Raw genomic sequence first — 18,231 nt, forward strand, 5'->3', positions numbered from 1 at the left:
TCCGGCCGGGGAGGCGACGGCGGGCTCAGCGTGGCAGACGTACCTGCAGAAGGCGGCCTGCGGCGCAGGCCAGAACTTCTTCCAGGGTGTGGTGGGTGAGCAGGCGCTGTATCTGCAATTCGAGGCGGTGGCGCCGCTGGCGTTGCTCGTGCGCGAGATAGGCCGTAATTCGTTCGGCCAGGACGTCCCCGGCGCGCTGGCCAAGCGCGGCCGCCTCCTCGCGGATCTGCGCGTCGGCGCGGCGGCTGAGGGCGACATTGAGCAGGACATGGCCCTGGCGGTCGGGATAGTGCGTGGTCAGCACGTCGATCGGCAGGACCGTGTCCAGGTGGCGGCGCATGCGGTGCAGGGCGCGGCCCGGGCTCTTGCCGCGCTGCACCGTCATCAGCCGGGTGCGGTCTGCGTTCGCGGCGAACGTCACCCGGTGGCGGGCCTGGTGAAGTTCCCGAACGGTGGCGGGCCGCGTCAGGACGATCTCGACGGCGTACTGATGCGTCACGACCAGACCCGCCGGGGTGCGTGGCCGCCGGGGCGGCGCCCGTGCGTGGGCAGGCGGGTGTGGATGTGCTCGTGGTGGCGGAGCGGGTCGAAGGGTTCCCAGTCCGCGACGGCGAGGTCACCGGCGGTCGACGCTGTGGCATGGTCCCGGCACCGTTGGGTGCGCCAGCGCAGCTGTTCCTGGTACGGCAGTGCGGACAGGCTGTAGACGGCCATGACATCCGACGGCAGTGCGAGCTGACCGTGGTGCACGGTCACGGGTACCAGGGTCCACACCCCGTGCAACCCGCCGGGGCCGAGGACCTCGGCCGTACAGCGGGTTCGGCGCCGGGTCTGGGCGACGCACTGGATCTCATCGACGGGGCGGGAGGCCAGGTAGCGGACGAACAGCAGCTGCACGACGGGCCGGGCCGGACGGCAGACGGCCTCGCCCGGCGGCGGGCCGCCTGCCAGTGTGGCAGGTGGAGCGAGGACTCCGGTGTCCAGCAGACGGTGGGTGCGCAGGGCGAGAGTCCGGCGCAGGCCGGACAGCTGCGGCGCGGCCGTCGGAGCCGAGCGGGCTGGGCACAGCAGGTCGTGTGCCAGCCGGCACCAGCTGCTCCCGTCGCCCGCGGGATGGGCGATGCCGCGGCTGACGTGCCAGCGGCAGGACTCCGGCACCCCGGCCACCGGCAGTTCGTGCGGATGCAGCCGCACCAGCCGGTCGTCGGCCCCCAGGTAGCACTCGACCGGATTGCCGCATTCGCGGCAGGACGTGGTCTGGCCGCATCGCAGCAACCGGCTGGCACTGTCGGGGGCGATACGCAGGGACCGCCGCTGGGGCGCGCTCGCGCGGCTGCCGTCCCAGCGCCGCGCGGAAGGAGAAGGAGAGGAGCACATGCGGGCGAACCTGCCAGCCGACACGCCCCGCCTGCGGTACGCGACCCTGATGATCCCCCGGGCAGAGCAGAACGGGGCGACAACAGTGCGAACGCTTGCTCGCGCATTCGATAGGGCGTTGCCGGATCGAGTGAATCGCCGCCGGCGCTGGACGGGCCCGTATCAGCTGTCGGAGCTGTCGTCGGTGCCGGGGAGGCCGTGCTCGTGGCAGAGGGTGGCGAAGAGCTCGTCGAGCGGTGTGTCCAGGGCGTGTGCGAGGGCGTGCCATGTCTTGAGGGTGCCGATGGTGCGGCCCTGCTCGATCTCGATCACAGTGCGCCTGCCCAGGCCGCTGCGGGAGGCGAGCTCGTCGTAGCTCCACCCGCGCTCAGCCCGCAGACGCCCGAGCTCCAGTCGGAGGGCGTCGAGGTCCGGATCGGGCGGCAAGATCGTCACCCGACCATCCGACGGTGCAGACCCCTGCCCTGTCAGTGCAGACCTCTGCCCTATTTCTCCAGATGGCTCCACCGGCGGGAGGGCAGGGGTCTGCACTACGGTGTCGGCCGTCCCGCCGTACCGCGCGGTGGGGCTGGCGCCGAACCGGGAAGGGAGGGACACACGCCCATGAGGCTGCGCACCGTGTGTCCTCAGGCGGCGCGGACCTGGACGGTGGAACTGCGATGCCAGACCGGCGGGCTCGTTCTCGTTTGCCAGCACTGCCCCCCAGGACGGCCGGCGGGTCACCGCGCAGTCCGCGCGCTCGGCGGCCCTTGCTCACCTCGCCCGGCATGCTCGCGGTGACCTGAGGGCTCCTCACCTGCGGATCTGTCAGTGTCATGAACGCGGCTGCCGTTGGCACCGCCGTCACCGCGGGTGCGCGGGGGCCATCCGCCTGCTCCTGGCTTGCGAACGCGGCGGCCGTCTCTGGCGCCTCGCCGACGCCTGCGGCGCCTGCGCCGCGGCAACCGCCCAGGCCGCCGTCGTGCCCGACACCGTGCTGGCCGCACCGTTCCACCCGCCTTCCGTGCGGCCGCGCGGTCCCCGGCCCAGCCGGGGGCCGGGGGAGCGTGTCCGCGTGAGCGAGATCCTCAGCTACCTGGCCGCGGCCCTGCCCGCGGACGTGTCCGCCGGGGCGAGGCTCCTCGCCCTGCAGTGCGCCCTGCGCATGAACGCGTACCTGCACGTCGAACTCCGTGCGGGCCTGCTGCGCAGCCTTCGTATCGATCCGGTGCAGGCCTGCCGAGAGTTGGAACAGGCGCGGTGGGCAAACATGGTGAACGGTCCCGGAGCGGCCGGGGTTGCTGCGGAGCTTCGCGATGCCACGCTGCTCGCCCAGTCACCGGCCCGCCCCGACCGGCGACGCGCGGCCGACTGGGCACTGCGCACAGGGTGCCCTGCCCGGATCGGTGGGGCAGAGCCGCAGCTGCGACTGTCGGGCGTCTATCTCGCGGCGCGCAGCGATCCGTCCTCGGGGGAGGGATTGAGTGAATGCGACCGGATCATCCGTGACTGTGGCCTGCGCGATCAAGGGTTCCACGGTGTGCTCAGCCGTCTGACGGCGAGCGGCGTTTTGGAAGGGTGGTGGATCTGCCCGGATTCAGGCGACGTGCACTGGACGCTAGCGCCGAGGCGATGACCGGCAACCCCTTGCCGACCGTGAGATGCGGGAACGGCCGGCGGGGGTGACTTGGCTCGTCAGACGTGCTGTCGGGTAAGCGGTTGCAGGTTCGAACCCAGGAACGGGATGAGCGCCTGACCGCGCCGGCGGCGAGGGGACCGATGACGACGTGACCGACGTCGCGGCCAGACCCGAACTGGTCACGGTCACCCCAGTGTTCCGCCTTCCTCCGCTGGACCGCGCACACGAGTAGAGAAGGGTGCATGGAAGGGCTGTCGTCGGTCTCTCAGAACACAGGTCCTGTGGATACCGGTGTCCTCCGTCGTCAGGGCACCGCGTAGGTGTCGATCCCGTCGTCAGCCGTGGGCAGTCTCGGCCTCGTCGTCCGGCGTCGTGGACAGTCCGGCCGCGTCGGCGAGATCTGGGTCCTCCATGCTCTGGTTTCCAGCAGGTGTGTCCGACTCCTCGTTCGAAGTCCGGTCGTCGTTGGCGAGTGTTGGGAGGACATATTCCTGGGCCAGCCCCGCGAGGTGGAGGGGGAGGGGGAGAGACAGGGCGGCGACGTAGTCCGGGGCCTGGCGGAGCTGGTGCATGGCGAGGGCCAGCGCCTCGGGGTCGTCGGGCTTTTCCAGTACAGGGGCTGCCGAGTCGTCATCTTCGTGGCAGCCCAGTACCGCGATCTCCACCAGGGTCGGGTTCCAGGCGCTGGTGCCCGCCTGCGAGGTGAGGTTGCCCGCCGCGTTGACCCGGGTGGCGAGGCGGTCGAGTGCGGGGGAGATCGCATGGGTGCCGGGGCGTTCGGTGGTGCTGTAGAAGACCCGCTCGCGCGACGAAGCCCCGTCCCCGTACCGCTGCTGGGGATTCTGCGCCCAGAAGCCGGCCGGCTGTCCGTGGGGCTTGCCCGAGTCGGCCAGACCCCACCACTGGGCGCTCTCGCGACCGCCGCATCCGCGCACGCGTACGAGGCGCAGTTCGTCGTCCAGTCGTCCTGCCGGGGCGTGGCCAGTCTTGATCAGATCGCGTTCGGTCTGGCCGTCCTGGAGCCAGGGCCAGTGTAGTCGGCTGTTCTGAGCGTGGGTGATCAGTGCGGTGGGTTGCCCTCGGAGGGAGTGCAGCACGCGTTGGAGGAATGCCGCGGTCTCCCTGCGCTGTTGGGCGAGGTTGCTGCGCCACTGCTTGCCGGTGACCCTAGGGGCATCGGGACGTGCGTCATCGTCTGGAGTCCCGGGTTCCGTGAACGCTTCGGGGCCGATCTCCGCCTGTTTCACCAGACCGAGGAGGAACTGCGGATAGAGCACCCATTCCCCCGCGGTGTCGTCCCAGCCGCGTACGGCCGCGAGGCCTTCCCCGGCCGGGAGCGGGGTGACGAGGACGGCCACAGGCAGGTGCTTGGGCAACCGGGTCGGGCCGTCCTTGCGACGCTTCACCATCCACACCGCCGCGTATTGCAGCGAGTCCGGAAGATCGCCACCAAGGGTGTGCTGGGGCAGGACGCGGACGCCCAGCTGGCGCAGTCCGTCGAGCCACGCGCTGCACGTGCGGTGGTCGAGGCTTTCCGCATTGTCGATCTGTCGGTCGGTGGACGGGGTGACGACGAACTGAGTCAGCAAGCCCGCGTCGGCGCACCCGAGGCGGATGGCGAACTTGGGGTCCGTCGACGCCGGGCGGAATGTGCTGCGGTGTGCGACTTCCACGAGGGCGAGTTCGGGGCGGGAGGGGTCCGCGCCGTCCGCGCGGAGCCATGCGCGCAGGGCGCGGCGCCGTTCGGCGACGGCAGCCGCGAGCGCCGCGCCTTTGCCCTTGACCGCCGGGTCGGGCACGAGCCGGTCGCCCAGACCGTCGGCGAGGGGCAGGCAGCGCAGCCGGAGTGTGACCTCCGCCGTCCGCCACTCCAGGACGACCGGTGCTCCGGGTGCGGCCTCGTCGAAGTTCCGGTCCGTGACGTGGGCGGCACTGGTGCCGCCGTCTCCGTCGAGGCCCAGGGCCTTGGCGAACTGTTCCACTGCCTCGACGCGTACCTCGGGCGACTGCCACAGCAGCCGGGCCTCCACCACGGGCGGGCCGGCCTGTTCCGGGCCGTGGGAGGCGATCCGGGCCTGTGCCGCGAGGGCCACGCGCCGCGCCCGGGTCTTGCGCAGCAGCTCGGCCTTCTTGGCCTCGTCGGTCCTGGGCTTGGGCCGCCGGTTCTCCGGAGCGCCAATGCCCTTGCCCCGTCCGCGCGTGAGGTCGGGTACCCGGGCCAGTGTTTCAGGGAGAGCCTGCTCGGCCCATTCGGTGAGCTGAGCCCGCTGGTTGGACATGAAGCTGGTGCCGATCTCGTGCTTGCCCATCCTGGTGCTGTGGACCACGGCGGCGCGGACGCCGCGGCCCTCGCCGATCCAGGAGACCGGTTCGGTGAGAAGCTGTTCGGGGTCGGGGAAGTTGCCGGCGAGGCTGAGTCCGCGCAGGATGCCGGCGGTGCCGTTCTCCGACCAGACGAAGGTGTCGGCGGCCCGGTCACGTCGCAGGCGGGCCAGTGCGTAGCGTTCGGTGGCCGGTGCGCCGGGCAGCCAGGGGATGGTGGGCCGCAGGTAGACCGTGGTGGCCTCCCGGTAGGGCAGGTTGAGGCGTTTGGTGGTGGTCCGAGGGTGGGTTGCCCAGCGACGTACACCCCAGTGCAGGTGGAGACGCGGCCCGGGGTCGAACGGCGTGGTGTGCAGGGAGATGTTCAGGAGGACGGAGAACCACCATTCCTTGCGTTTGACGGTCCGGCACAGAGGCTGCGACATGAGTTCCGCGCCCTGGTCGCGAGGCCCGCGGGGCAGCGCCCGGAACCGCAGCTCCCCTCCCTCGAACGGGAAGGGGTCGAGGGTCAGGATGCGGCATGCCAGGGCGTCGGTGGCAAGTTGGAACTGGCGCGGTTCCGGGGCGGCGGTGCCGCCTCGAGTGGTCGGGGCGGTGAGGAGTTCGACGCCGGTGACCGGCTGCCACTCGGGCAGGTTCTGCTTCAGCTCGGTGCTGCTCGCGAGCAACAGCGAGCGGAACCGGGGATCCTGCGCGGAGTTTTTGGGACCGAGGGTACGCAGCCAGGCATCGAGGAGTTGCTGCATGGAACGGCCCGGGAGGGGGTCGGGCGCCGAGGCCGGTACGTACATCCAGAAGTCCTCGGCGGCCTGCGGCCCCGGTTCCACGGGGATCCGTGGCCGGGGGCGGACGATCACGTCGGGGGCGAGGGTCTGGAGCACGCCGTCGAGTCGGCGGGTGGGCAGCGTCGGTTGGCGCTTCTCCTCGTCCCGCCCATGGTTGTGCAGTTCGAGGAGTCCGGCATGCCAGTGTTCGGGGAAGGGAAGCGCGTGGAAGTCCTCGGTCCAGGGGGTGCCCTCCTCGGCCAGGTGGTACGCGGATCGGCGGATGTTCTTGTACATGTCGGTTCTCCCTGCGATGTCCATGCGTAGGTGGTGCGATTGCTCGCCAACAGCGCTGATCAGTCCGGTGGTTGACGTATTTCAGTCGACCGATCGCGGGCCGGGTGACGTCCCCATGGCGCACAGTGCTTCGTACAGCGGGCGGTAGAGCAGCTTGACGAGTGCGGCGTCGGCGGGATCGGTGCGCGCGCCGTGCTCGACGGTGTCGGTGTCCGTGTCGGTCTGGGCGAAGTACGGCGCCAGAACGTCCCGTAGCTTGACCAGCAGCCCCGGGTCGCCTGCGCGGCGTGGATGCCGGCTCTGGCCGGTGAAGGGCGCCTGTGCCGCGGCGAGTCGCGGTGCGAAGGCCGCGTCGACGAACACGACGCGGGCGGGTACGCCACCGCGGACGAGGCGCCCGATGACCTGCCAGATGGTGACGAGCTGGTCCCAGACGAAGGACTTCTTCTCGTCATCGGAGAGCGAGGAGTAGATGTAGGGCCGTGACAGTACGTGTCGCCACACGCCGCGTGCGGTGGTCCTGAAAGCGCTGCCTGCCGCGTTCAGGTCCCCGGCCTGGGTGACCATGTCGCTGAACGTCCCTTCGTCCGGCAGCTTCAGTCGACCGCGTACGAACCGCGTTGCCCAGTCGTTGATGGCGAAGACCGCCAGGGAGAGATCGTCGGGGCGGGGGTGCGGGCGGACCAGGAAGAACACCGTCCCGAACGCCGCCACCTTCTCCTCACCGGACCGTTGGGGGGCGGTGAGGATGTTGTGTCCTCGCTCCACGGCGAGGAGGGGCGCCACGAGCAGTTCGGCGTCCGGGTCGTCGGCGAAGGATGCGAGGTCCCCACGCCGGACCGCTCCCGCGCCCGACCCCGTGCCCGGCGCCTGGCTCCGCGTCGGCGCCGTCCCGTCGACAGCGGCCTCCAGTTCGGCGTCGTCGGCGGCCAGGACGCGTACCCGGCCACGCCAGCGCGGGATCTCGTTCAGGGCGGTGGCGGCCACCTTGGCTTCCGTGTAGCTGCCCACCAGAAGCAGGGCGCGCTTGCGGCGCTGGTCGGGGATTCGGGCGAGTTCGCTCTGGAGAGGGGAGGAGTTGCCGTCGCTCCGGGACCGGGCGAGCCGGTCGATCATCAGGCGCAGGACGTCCTCGCGCTGGTCGGGGTCCTGGCCGGAGAGCCGGATCGGCGCTCCTGCGGCGTCGTAGAGAAACTCGGTGCGGAACACGGTCTTCCGGATGGCGTCGAGAGCCTTGGGCTGCGGTTTCAGTACGGCGCGGACGGGGGCGAGGACGTGGGCCCGGGTGGAGGTGCCGGCCCAACTGGTGCCCGACATCAGCAGCACGTGAGGGCCTGCTTTGCCGAGGCCCGGGTCGGCGCCGAGCTGGGGAAGACGCAGGAGCAGCTCCCGGCCCACGCCCGCGCAACGGAAGAAGCGCAGGGTGCCGGTGCGGTGTCCGTCCTTGTCTCGGGCGGCGGCCCGTTCGTCCACCAGGTACTGGAAGCCCAGGACGTTGCCCATGGGCGCTTCGGGCAGCAGGGGCGCGTAGTCGAGGGGCGGGCGGCGGGTCAGTTCGTGGGCCGCGGAGTCCAGCCGTAGCGCCGCCTCCACCTGAGGCCACAGGAACGTCACCCGGTCGAGGCGTTGGTGCAGGGCGGCGAGAACGAGGGTGAACTCCATTCGCCGTGCGTTGAGTTCCCGCCACTCCTCGGTGAGCGGTACGTCCTCAGGGGCAGGCTCCTTGCCTCGCTCGGCAGCGGGCACGGGGCGCTGCTGCGGGCCCGGCGCTCCGACGAGGAAGGAGTCGAGGAGCGTGCGGACACGGCGCCGTGTCCGTTTCTCGTCGAGGGTGTGCAGGACGTCGTGGGCGAGGGCTGTGAGCTCGTCGGCGGGGGTTCCGTAGGGGCCGCGTCCGCCGAGCGGATCGTCGCGGAACGTGTCGAAGAACCCTGTGATCGCGGTGCGTCGCTGCGCCCAGGGAGCGTCGGGGACGGGGGAGTCGCCATCGGCCCCGAGCCCTTCCTTGTCCTCGTAGAGTGCGCTCTCGTCCTCGACGTCTCCTTCGTTCGTGCTCTCCGGCCGCCCGGCGGCCTGGCCTCGCGTCAGCGGGTACCAGGCGTGCAGCAGCTTCTCCTGAAGAGTCCAGGCACTGAAGTAGTCGATCTGCGCCCAGTCCCGCATCGCTCCGTCGTCGATGAGCATGGCGTACAGCCGGTTCGCGGCGGATCCGACGACGTCCAGGGCGGCGGACCACCGTTCCACGTCCTGGTCGGAGAGTTGCAGCCGTCCCTGCCGGGCGAGTTCGGCGATCTCGTGGGTCTGCAGCTGGTCGAGCCAGGAGTCGGAGACACCCTTGGTGACGAGCGTGGCCGACGGAGCGAACATCTGGTCGAGCTGCATCTGTACACGGTCGGCCTCGTCGACGACGACGATGTCGCTGCGCAGGCAGGCCAGCTCCAGATAGCGCAGGCGCTCGGCGTTTAGCTGACGCGGAACCGCCGTCTGGACGAGACTGGCCGGGTTGGCCACCCAGATCAGCGCGTCCACGAGGTCACGCGCGGCGGAGTGCCGGGGGCAGGCGCTCCACAGCGGGCAGGCGTGCGGGGTGCCCAGGTCTTCCTCGTCGGTGTCGTCCGTGGCGCCCTCCCTGTCGACGGCGCCTCGGGCTCGTTCGAGTTCGCGTACGGCGCGCTCGGCCGCGGGCTCCTCGGTGGTCTCCTGGCGCCGAGCGGGGTGAAGGCCACCGCAGGGCGCGTCGGTGTAGCGCAGGGGCTCGGACGTGTCGAGTGCGCGCAGGGCGTCCAGCGGGCAGGCGGTGCTGAGGTGGGCGAAGACGGGTCCGGTGTGAGCCAGTAGGGAGTGTTCTCCCCGTGCGGCGAGTCTGCGGTGCAACCGTTGGGTGTGCTGGGGCCGAGTCGTTCCCCCCTGTACCAGGGCGGCGCTCAGGCCGAGCGTGCGGAACAGCTCGGTCAGCGTCAGCTGTTCGGCCACGTCGCCGACGACGAGAGTGATGCGCAGGCCGTTGTGGTACGCCCAGACGGCGAGCAGGGTCATCAAGGTCGACTTACCGGCGCCGACCATGCCGACGAGGTGGGTGAGCCGGTCGAGCGGCAGCGCGGACGCCGCTTCGAAGACCGTCCCGTCCGGGGTACGGGTGTCGAGGTTGAGTTGGGCGAGACGCTGCTCCCAGTTCCCCGCCTTGAGCCCGCGCCGCTGCTCCTCCGTGTCCATCCACCGTGCGACGTCGGCGAGTTCGTCGAGTGGCACGTCGAGGGGGCCTGCGGTGGCCGGGCGTTCGGCGGTGAGGGGGTGGCCGGGGAAGGGGTCCCGCACGAGATCGGCGGGGACCGTGACGGAAGTGCGCCGGTGGCGGCGGTCCATGAAGCGGTGTTCGCCCGCCTCCGCCGGGGGAAGCACCTTCGTGGCGAAGCCGGGGAGGTTCGCGAGCGCGTCGTCGTAGGTGGTGAAGCGGTCGGCCGCCACCTTGAGGGGGACCCGATGGGCGGGCTCCCCGGCCGCCGGGACGCGGTACGCGCGCAGCCGTTCGGGCAGTTCCAGGTAGGCGTCCAGGCTCTGCTGCCACATCCGGCCGCGGCGCATCGGCCAGAGCAGGTGCCGGGCCGCGGCCAGCGCGACCTGTTCGGTGGTGCCAGTGGGGAGCTTCGAGGCCCGCGCGAAGGCGAGGCCGTAGCCGCCGAGGAGCGTCCACGCCCCGTCGGCAGCGTGACCGGGCGCCACGGTCTCCATCAGCCGCAGAGCGAGCTCGACCTGGCAGAGCAGAGCGGGCCGGGTCCCGGCGTGTTCTTCGGGCCAAGGCCTCAGTGCGGCGACGACCGGCTGGTACCAGCTGCTACGGTCACGCATGGTCTGCTCCCTTCTTCCCGGCGCCGTCGGTCGCCGCCGTCTGACTTTCGGACCGGGACGACGCCGTGCGTGCCCCGCCGTGCTCCCTGGCCGGAGGCACGGTGTGCAGGGGCGCGATGGACGCGTCCGGCCCGCGTTCGCCGGACAGCCGCAGCCGCGCGGTCCGTTTCAGCTGGTCGTCCGTCAGCAGCCGCAGACCGCCCGCCCCCGCGCCCCGCTCCTTGGCGTACATGGCCAGGTAGTCACGGCGGGCGCGCACCCGGAATGCGGGCACCACCCAACAGGCTTCGTCGTACGGGGGCTCGGGGCGGACGGCGGTGGCGGCGCGTCCGAGGAAGGCGGGGTGTGCCCAGTCCTTGACGTCGACGGCCCACACGTGACCGTCGGGGAAAGAGATGCGAAGGTCGTACGCGTCGAAGCCCGGCCACATCTCGACGGTGAGGCCCAGGGCGCGTAGCTCGCCCTCCAGAAAGACCTCGGCGCGTCCGGGCCCGGTGACGAACTGCCGCAGGGGTTTCCGCAGTTGACGCAGCTCGCCCACCTCGGACGCGACGAGTTCCCGGCCGTGCGGTGGGGGACCTTGGTGCCGGCACTGGTCGCGCTCGCACCACCACTCGGTGTCGGACACCGGATGGAGCAGGGTCAGGCAGCGATGACAGCACAGGTACGCGCCGTCCCGGCGGAATCCGAGCGGGACGGGGGCATAGATCTCCTCGACGAGGAAGCGCACGGGGTCGAGGAAGAGGTCGGTGCTCACCTCAGCCCAGTCCGCCTCGGTGAGGACGGGCTGATTCACCAGGAGGCGACGGAAGGCCGTGTACGACTCGGGTGACGACACGGCCCGACAGGCGCGCAGGGCCTCGTGGATCACCAGGCGGTCGTACTGCCGTCCGGTGCTGTAGCCATACCCCTGCACGGCGAGCTCGTGGCAGAGCTGCGCGGGTTCTCCGGAATCCTCGTCGATCAGCCGGTCCGCGGTGTCGAACAGGTCGGTGGGTAGTCGGTCCAGGGGCCAGCTGCCCAAGGGGCGGGCGCGGGCCCAGCGCATCATCTCGGGTACCCCGGACGGGGGCTTGGCGCCGTTGCGCAGGCACTGGAGTACCAGGGCATCCAGGGCCCGCTGCGCGCCGGCCGGGTAAGGCAGAGTGAAGGAGTCGAGGTGGTCGACGGCCGCCAGGTGCAGTACGGCGGTGGCCACGTCCCGCAGGAGGACGACATCGGGGTTGGACAGCCAGTCCGGTACGAGCTGTTGGTCAGGCATGGGGCGTGGCGTCTCCTCGCGGCGAGGTCTGCGTGTCGGGGCTCGGCGGGCGCGGATGGTCGGTGACGAAGGCGGTGCCGGGCCGACACCAGGTCCGGGCCTGACAGCCGTGGCAGTGGCGTCCGGTCCTCGGTTCGTAGGTGGTGTCGTCCAGGAGTGGCTGGACGAGTTCGGCGATGACGGCCCGGGCCTCGTCGACGTTCTCGGCGCGGCCCGGGTCGATGGGTTCGAGCCGACTCTCCCCGTGGCCTTCACGTAGGTGCTCCAGTTCGACCCAGGAGCGGCGCGGGTCGTCGCCGAGCGCGCCCGCGTGGAACAGCAGGACACCGAGGGCGAGTTGGGGATAGGTGTGGAGCAGGGAATCGCGTTCCCACAGCGGGCGGGCTGACGTCTTGGTCTCGCGCCAGATCCACCGGCCGCGGTGGGTGTACACCAGGTCGGGTACGGCGAGGACGACGACGTCGAGTTCGGGCACGTAGGCCGTGACCCGATGCTGTACAAGCACCTGCTCGTCGGCGTCAAGTCCGTTGAGAGGGCACAGGAGCCGGTGTTCCGCGAGCATCCCGGCAGCCTCGCGTGCGGAGGTGTCGTCGAGTCCGGCCCTGGCCCGTACCGCCGTCGGCTCGGGGATCTCGCGGTTCCGGCAGCCGCGCACCGGGCGTTCGGCGTGCTCTGCGTCGAGCCAGGCGTCGACGGCTCTGCCGCGCCGCGCCCCCCGGTCCTCGGCCGAGAGGTCGTTGAGGTGCAGTCGCCGCACAAGGTGGTACTGGGCGGGGCACTCGGCGTGCAGCCGCAGGTCCCAGACGGAGACAGAGCGGCGTTGGCGTGCGAGAGCCGGAGGGCGCCCGCCCCACAGCCGCGGGGTGCGTTTCAGATCCGTGCAGCCGGCGATGGCCTTGCAGTCGACACAGCTCTCCCCGGGACGCACGCCGAGTTCGGTGGCAGCCGTGACGAAGGCAGGCACAGCGTCGTCCCGGAACCGCTGCCTCGCCCCGGCGGGGTCCTCGGAGAGCAGCTCCTCCACGGACCCGTCGGCGCACCCGACGTCGAAGACGCGGACCAATCGGGGCAAGCTGGTGCTCTCGGTCGCGGTGGGCGGAGGCTGGGCGCGTTGCTTGCGGCGAGGCGTGGGCGCGCCGAAGGCCATCACCTGCGCCACGGCCCCGAGTTCTGCGTCGGGGCGGCCGGTCTTGGCCCGGCCCATGGAAGGCAGCCACAGGTCGCGCACCCTTCCGTCGGAGGAGGCGTACATGCGGCCCCAGAGGGTGTGCTCGTACTGCCGGGCGCCACGGGCGTCGGGAGCGTCCGTGCGGGGAGTGCGCCACGTCCATGGCTGCTTCACCGGCTTGGTCTCAGGCAGCCCGGCCTCGACGGCGGCCGCCTGTTCGCGGGTACGGGCGGCCACGTAGCGCTCCAGGGAGTGGGCGGTCCAGGCCAGGTGGGCGGGGTGGACCGGGGCGCCCCATCCCCGGAAGGGACCGCGGGTGCCCCGGAGTTCCTCGCGTACCCGCTCCACGGACCATCCGTCGTGTTCCAGCAGGTCGAGGGCGGTGAACAGTGGGCCGAATGCGAACTCCTCGCGGGGTGGCCGCCGGAACGGCACGGCCGGGTCGGCGACGAGCAGAGGCCGCATCGCGGTGCGTCGGTGGGTGGGACATGCCGCGTCGTCGGGCCGGGCCATCCGGGGGCTCGCCCTGATCAACCAGTCGTGGCCGGCGACACCGGGTGGGTTCTGCATGGTGACCCCCGTGACAGGCGGTATGGGCAGGAGGGTGCCCAGAGCAACGGGAGTCCGAGGACGTCCGGGCACCACTAGAGCATGGCATAAATCTGTGAACTGAGTCCATGGACGGCTCGTGTCCAGAATCTTTCACGCTACGCTGGTGGGTCTGATGCGCAGCGGTGCGAAGGGGCACAGTGGTGGACGCGGATACGTACAAGCCCGGCGTGGGTGATCTGGTCGACGGGCGCTACGAGTTGAAGGACTCTCTGGGCAAGGGCGGGATGGCCCAGGTCTGGCGGGCCCGAGAGGTGTCCGGGGGGCGGGAGGTGGCGGTGAAGTTCCTGCGCCACGACTCCGAGGCCCTGTACTGCCTCGACCCGTACGAGCGGGATGTCGAACTCGCCGTCAGGAACGCCCGGTTCCGGCGCGAGGCCAACCTCCTGGGCACGCTCGATCATCCGGGAATCACCGAACTCTACGGGAGCGGATCGCACCGGGGCGTCCCCTACATCGCCATGCGCCTGGTGACCGGAGTGAGTCTGCGGATCTTCCTCGACGAGCACAGCCCCCTGCCTCTGGCCACGGCGGTTGCCGTCGCCATCCAGGTGGCAGGGGCGTTGGCCTGCGCACACACGCTCCCGGTCGTACACCGGGACCTCAAGCCCGCGAACATCATGATCGATGAAGAGGGGTGGGCCGTCCTCATCGACTTCGGCATCGCCAAGCCGCTGCACGCCGACGCCACCCGTTACACGGCACACGGTTCGACGCTTGGCACCCGCGGTTATCTGGCGCCGGAGCAGCTCCTGGAGCGCGAGCCCACCACGCGCACGGATGTCTACTGCTTCGGCTGCATCTTCTACGAACTCCTCACGGGGCGGCCCCCGTTCCCGCTCGGCGCGGAGTCCGGCCTGACCGACAAGCACCTCAACGAGGAGCCGCTGCCACCGAGCACGTACGCCGCGGGCATCCCGGAGCCGATCGACGATCTCGTACTGCAGATGCTCGCCAAGAAGCCCGAGCAGCGCCCGGCCGTTGACGAGGTCCTGGAGGTCCTCGACCCGTTCGCCCCGGGGATCGGCGATCCCGAACCCCGGCCCCGTACCCACCCCGACCCCACCGCCCCCCTGCGTCGGCCGCGGGACCGGGCTGTTCGTCCGCGCCCGGTCGCTCTCACGCTGCCTGTCGCGTCCGCACCGGCCGACGAGTGGCTGGACGCCCGCGTGGTGGAACAGCTCTGCACGCAGGCCGAGTCGGAGATCGCGTCCGGTGAGCCGGGCGACGCGACCGACCGGCTGCACGGTCTGACAGAACGGGTCCGCAAGGAGTGGGGTGATCGGCGCCCTCTGGTGCGTCGCGTGTGGCAGGGGGCTGCGGACGGATTCCGCCTCTCCGGCAACTTCGGCGCTGCGGCCCGCCTCTACCAGGCCGTCGACAACGATCTCATTCACGGGGACGGCCCGGCCGAGCGGGCCGATCGCGCGCTGATCCGGCTGCGCACGGCCGAGTGCCGGCTCACGTTCGGTGAACTGGAGGCGGCCATCGCGGCGGTTGACACGGCGGGCCGCACCGCCGCCGGACTGCCACCGGAACTCGCGGCTCGTGTCGAGGCCGTACGCCACGCGGTCGACGCCCAGCTCACGGCCCGCCTGGCCGAGCCCAGACGCGGGGAGGCGTGACGCCAGCCGTTGCGGGCGAGCCGATGTGCTACGCCTGGTTGGCCAGGCGTCCGGCCGCCAGTTCGTCGCCAAGGTCGCGGGCAAGGCTGGTGCCGAGGTCGGCCGCGCGGCGCAGCAGCCGTTCGAAGGCGGTGAGTTCGCGGAACGCCTCTCCGTAGCGCCGTTGTTCTCCGAGGGGAACCTGGCGGATCTGAAGACGGCGGACGTCGATGCGGGAGGAGTTCGTGGTGTGGGTGCCGGCCTGCCGGGCATTGGCGGGAGCCCGCAGTGAACCGGCGAGGAACCAGGCGTCGAGCTGTTCGGGCTGTACTCGCACGGCATGCAGTTGGGGGCCGAGGGCGGTCGGCGGCCCCTCGTGGACCCAGGCGGAGAAGGCACGGGCGACGCCCACCACCACGATGTCCCCGGGTTCGGCGATGACGGCCTCGCCGGCCGCCGCGGTGCCGGGAGCGAGCCAGCTGCGGGGTTCGCCGTCCACCAGAAGATCGGGGACGGTGAGGAGGGGGATGCCGTCGTCGGACGGCGGGCCGGCGTGGATCGATTCCTCCGGCGGCTGCTGGCCGCCGCGCAGGGTGAGCGCCCCGGCCCGGGCGAGCTCGGCGACTGTGGTTGCCGTCGGTGTTTCCGCCTCGGCCGTGGCGAGGTCGAGCGCCGCGAGCAGCCTGGCCGACTTGTTCACGTTCGCGGTGAGCCCGGTGAACTCCCGCCAGGATTCGGCCAGTCGGAGTGCCGTGTCCGCCGGGGGCGGGGCAATGTGGCGTCCAGGGGTGAGGTCGACCTCGTCGTTGAGGAGTTCGATGACGGGCACCTGTCGTACGTAGGCAGGGGCCTGTGGGGAGTCCGCCTCTTCGACGGCCTCGCGCACGAAAGCGCTGATCGCCGCCCAGTCGGGGGTCCACTTCTCCTCCGGGTCCCGGGGGAAGCGTGAGGCCGCGTCGGCGACCAGCAGCCGATCGCCCACCGGTGTGCCTTCCCCGTGGACGGGCATCCGCAGCACCCACAGGTGTAGGGAGACGCTGTGCGGTGCGGCGCAGCCCGGCGGCAACGCGACGACGGCCCGCAGTTGCCCGGTGCGCAGCAGCGAGCCGCGGATGCGGCGGCCGGCCTTCCTGGCCGCGACGGCGGGCGGCAGCAGCAGTACCGCGGCGCCGCCGGGCCGCAGCTGGGCCAGGCAGTGCTGGACCCAGGCGAGTTCGGGCTCGGTGCGCGGGGGAAGGCCGTGGCTCCAGCGGGCGTCGGTGGCCAACTCCTCGTATCCCCAGTCCCGTTCGTTGAAGGGCGGGTTGCACAGGACGATGTCGGCGGGGGTGCCGGAGAACGGGTCGTCGCGTAGGGAGTCAGCAGCCCGTACGGAGACCTGCGCCCACTCCTTCTCCCTATGGCCGTCGATCTCGGCGAGGGCCATGCGGGAGTCCGCCAGCGAAGCGAGGACGGCGTCCCGGTCACTGCCGAGCAGCGTGAGTGCCTCGGCGCCGGATGCCCTCGCGGCGTCGGCCGCGGCCAGGAGGAGATGCCCGGGGCCGCAAGCAGGGTCCATGACCGTGGTGCCGCCGGAGCCGCCCGGGCTGTCGCCCGCCAGGCCGTTGGCCGCCCTGAGGGCGAGTTGCGCCATGAGGGATGCCAGCGGTTCCGGGGTCGTGGCGATCTGGCGCACATGGACGTCGAGCCAGCGGCGCAGCAGAAACGCGAACGTTTCCGTGCCTCCCTCACGCTGGCCGAGATCCACGGCCCGTTCGATCAGCTCCCGTGTGTCGGCACGGATCTCTTCGCCCTCGTCGCTCACCCGCCCGGAGAGGAGCCGTCCTACCTCGGCGATCGCGGCCCCGGTCTCGTCACGCCCGCCGAGCGCCTCGAAACCGGGCCAGAGCCATTCCCTCTCGGCGGACTTCTTCAACTTCTTGTTGTCGCGCAGCCAGCCCTCGATGTCGGTCAAGGAGAACTGAGGGTTGGTGTCGGTGCCGGCGATTCGCTCGGGGAAGGACGGATGCCGCCGCCGCCAGTTGCTCACCGCGGCTCGTCCCACACCCGCAAGGCGGGCGATTTCGGCCAAGGTCACCGGTACGGCGCGCGACGTGGACATCTACACTCCCAGGGCATTTCTGGTGGAGGGAGGACTTTCCCCTCGGTTATGGGTGTGTGATCAAGCCACCCTTCCTCCGAACTGCATCGGTCAGCGTACATGACCATTGACTTTGTTCACAGATGCGTAATGACGGTTTGGGGGGCGTACGTCGCGTTCCGGTCGGCGAGGCGCGCGCGGGTCAGCGCGACGGCCGGCCGTGCCGCCCGGGCGTCGCCCCCGTCCGACCGGGTCGGCCGTTCCGCCCCGAAGTTGCCCATGCCCGCACCGGCCGGGCCTCTGGTCCCATTGGGTGGGTGAAGGGCCGCAGCGGGTCCACTTCGGCCCACGGGAGGAGTGCCTGTTCAGGGGTGCGGCGCTCGGGCAGCCACACGGCGAGGCGCCGCCACACCTCGCCGGCGTGGGCGGGTCGCTCGTCGGGGTCCTTGGCCAGTAACTGGAGCACCAGGTCCTCCAGTTCGGAGGGGATGCCCGCGCGGAGCCTTCCGGGCGGTACGGGCGGCTGCTCAAGGATCATGCCGGGCAGCATCAGTTCGGACTCGTGTGTGAAGACCGGCTCGCCCGTCAGCATCGCGTACAGCAGGCAGCCGAGCGCGTACAGATCGGTGCGGGGGTCGACCGGCTTGCCCTGCACCTGTTCCGGCGCCATGCACTCCAGGCTGCCGGGGTGCTCACCGGTCGTGGTGAGGCCTGTGGTGTCCGGGTCGAGGAAGGCGGCGACGCCGAAGTCCAGGACCTTGACCACGCCGTCCGTGCGGATCACGACGTTGCTGCCCTTGAGGTCGCGGTGCACGACCTCGCGGGCGTGCACTGAGCCCAGGACGGAGGCGATCTGGACGCCGATTGACGCGGTCTCCTCGATGGAGAGCGGGCCCTCCTCGGCAATCCGGTCGTCGAGCGGGGGCCCGATCACGTACTGCATGACGAGAAAGCGGGTGCCGTTCTCCTCGCCGAGTTCGTAGACGGTGGCGAGGCCCGCGTGGTCGAGTCGCGCGACGGCCTGCGCCTCCCGGCGGAACCTTTCGGCGTCGCGGGCGCGCTGCTCCTCGGTGAGTCCCGGATCGACATTCATGGTCTTCAGCGCCACGTCGCGGCCCAGGTTCTCGTCGTGGGCGAGCCAGACGACTCCCATGCCGCCCCGGCCGATGAGGCGCTTGATCCGGTAGCGGCCGGCGATCAGTGTTCTGGTGTCCATTCGCGCTGCGGCCCGTCCCCTCCGTGCCCTGCCGCGCCCTGCTCGGGCTGGTGTCAGGGAGAGTGTGAC

11 protein-coding genes are annotated in these 18,231 nt (G+C 71.2%); 2 read left to right on the plus strand and 9 right to left on the minus strand.

Features of this window, described 5'->3' with window-relative positions; translation table 11 throughout:
* Positions 1 to 25: 25 nt before the first annotated feature.
* The 3 genes from AC6F7H_RS24360 to AC6F7H_RS24370 form a co-directional block, all read right to left on the minus strand.
* Complete coding sequence (locus tag AC6F7H_RS24360) at positions 26 to 499, minus strand: hypothetical protein (RefSeq protein ID WP_500759045.1); 474 nt, start codon at positions 497 to 499, stop codon at positions 26 to 28.
* Positions 496 to 1,401 carry a DUF6083 domain-containing protein gene (locus tag AC6F7H_RS24365; RefSeq protein ID WP_500759047.1) on the minus strand — a complete coding sequence of 302 codons (906 nt, stop codon included), beginning with the start codon at positions 1,399 to 1,401 and terminating at the stop codon, positions 496 to 498. Before AC6F7H_RS24365 ends, AC6F7H_RS24360 begins: the two co-directional genes overlap by 4 nt.
* A 138-nt stretch (positions 1,402 to 1,539) precedes the next feature.
* Positions 1,540 to 1,812, minus strand: coding sequence for a helix-turn-helix transcriptional regulator (locus tag AC6F7H_RS24370; protein WP_500759050.1), 273 nt, complete (start codon positions 1,810 to 1,812; stop codon positions 1,540 to 1,542).
* Between the two features lie 619 nt (positions 1,813 to 2,431).
* Between AC6F7H_RS24370 and AC6F7H_RS24375 the strand changes: the two genes are divergently transcribed.
* Complete coding sequence (locus AC6F7H_RS24375) at positions 2,432 to 2,992, plus strand: hypothetical protein (RefSeq protein WP_500759051.1); 561 nt, start codon at positions 2,432 to 2,434, stop codon at positions 2,990 to 2,992.
* A 338-nt stretch (positions 2,993 to 3,330) separates the two neighbouring features.
* On the opposite strand, the gene AC6F7H_RS24380 is transcribed toward AC6F7H_RS24375, so the two are convergent.
* The 4 genes from AC6F7H_RS24380 to AC6F7H_RS24395 form a co-directional block, all read right to left on the minus strand.
* The gene (locus AC6F7H_RS24380; protein ID WP_500759052.1) at positions 3,331 to 6,378 is read right to left on the minus strand and encodes a pPIWI_RE module domain-containing protein; all 3,048 of its coding nucleotides are present in this window, start codon (positions 6,376 to 6,378) and stop codon (positions 3,331 to 3,333) included.
* A gap of 81 nt (positions 6,379 to 6,459) precedes the next feature.
* A complete protein-coding gene (locus tag AC6F7H_RS24385; protein WP_500759054.1) occupies positions 6,460 to 10,224 on the minus strand; it encodes a pPIWI_RE_Z domain-containing protein in 3,765 nt (1,254 codons plus the stop codon).
* Entirely contained in the window at positions 10,217 to 11,485 is a 1,269-nt protein-coding gene (locus AC6F7H_RS24390) for a pPIWI_RE_Y domain-containing protein (RefSeq protein WP_500759056.1), read from the minus strand. The genes AC6F7H_RS24385 and AC6F7H_RS24390 overlap by 8 nt, the downstream gene beginning before the upstream one ends.
* On the minus strand, positions 11,478 to 13,223 hold the full coding sequence (locus tag AC6F7H_RS24395; protein ID WP_500759057.1) for a PD-(D/E)XK nuclease family protein: 1,746 nt from the start codon (positions 13,221 to 13,223) through the stop codon (positions 11,478 to 11,480). Before AC6F7H_RS24395 ends, AC6F7H_RS24390 begins: the two co-directional genes overlap by 8 nt.
* Positions 13,224 to 13,405: 182 nt before the next feature.
* Here AC6F7H_RS24395 and AC6F7H_RS24400 point away from each other — a divergent pair, with 182 nt between their 5' ends.
* Positions 13,406 to 14,887 carry a serine/threonine-protein kinase gene (locus AC6F7H_RS24400; RefSeq protein ID WP_500759058.1) on the plus strand — a complete coding sequence of 494 codons (1,482 nt, stop codon included), beginning with the start codon at positions 13,406 to 13,408 and terminating at the stop codon, positions 14,885 to 14,887.
* A gap of 28 nt (positions 14,888 to 14,915) precedes the next feature.
* On the opposite strand, the gene AC6F7H_RS24405 is transcribed toward AC6F7H_RS24400, so the two are convergent.
* Together AC6F7H_RS24405 and AC6F7H_RS24410 are read right to left on the minus strand one after the other, a co-directional pair.
* The gene (locus AC6F7H_RS24405) at positions 14,916 to 16,967 is read right to left on the minus strand and encodes an HsdM family class I SAM-dependent methyltransferase (RefSeq protein WP_500759059.1); all 2,052 of its coding nucleotides are present in this window, start codon (positions 16,965 to 16,967) and stop codon (positions 14,916 to 14,918) included.
* A 181-nt stretch (positions 16,968 to 17,148) separates the two neighbouring features.
* Positions 17,149 to 18,162 (minus strand): serine/threonine-protein kinase, encoded by a 1,014-nt coding sequence (locus AC6F7H_RS24410; RefSeq protein ID WP_500759061.1) that lies wholly within the window; start codon positions 18,160 to 18,162, stop codon positions 17,149 to 17,151.
* Between the last annotated feature and the right edge of the window lie 69 nt (positions 18,163 to 18,231).

The sequence above is a fragment of the Streptomyces sp. MMS24-W38 genome (genome assembly GCF_059889265.1).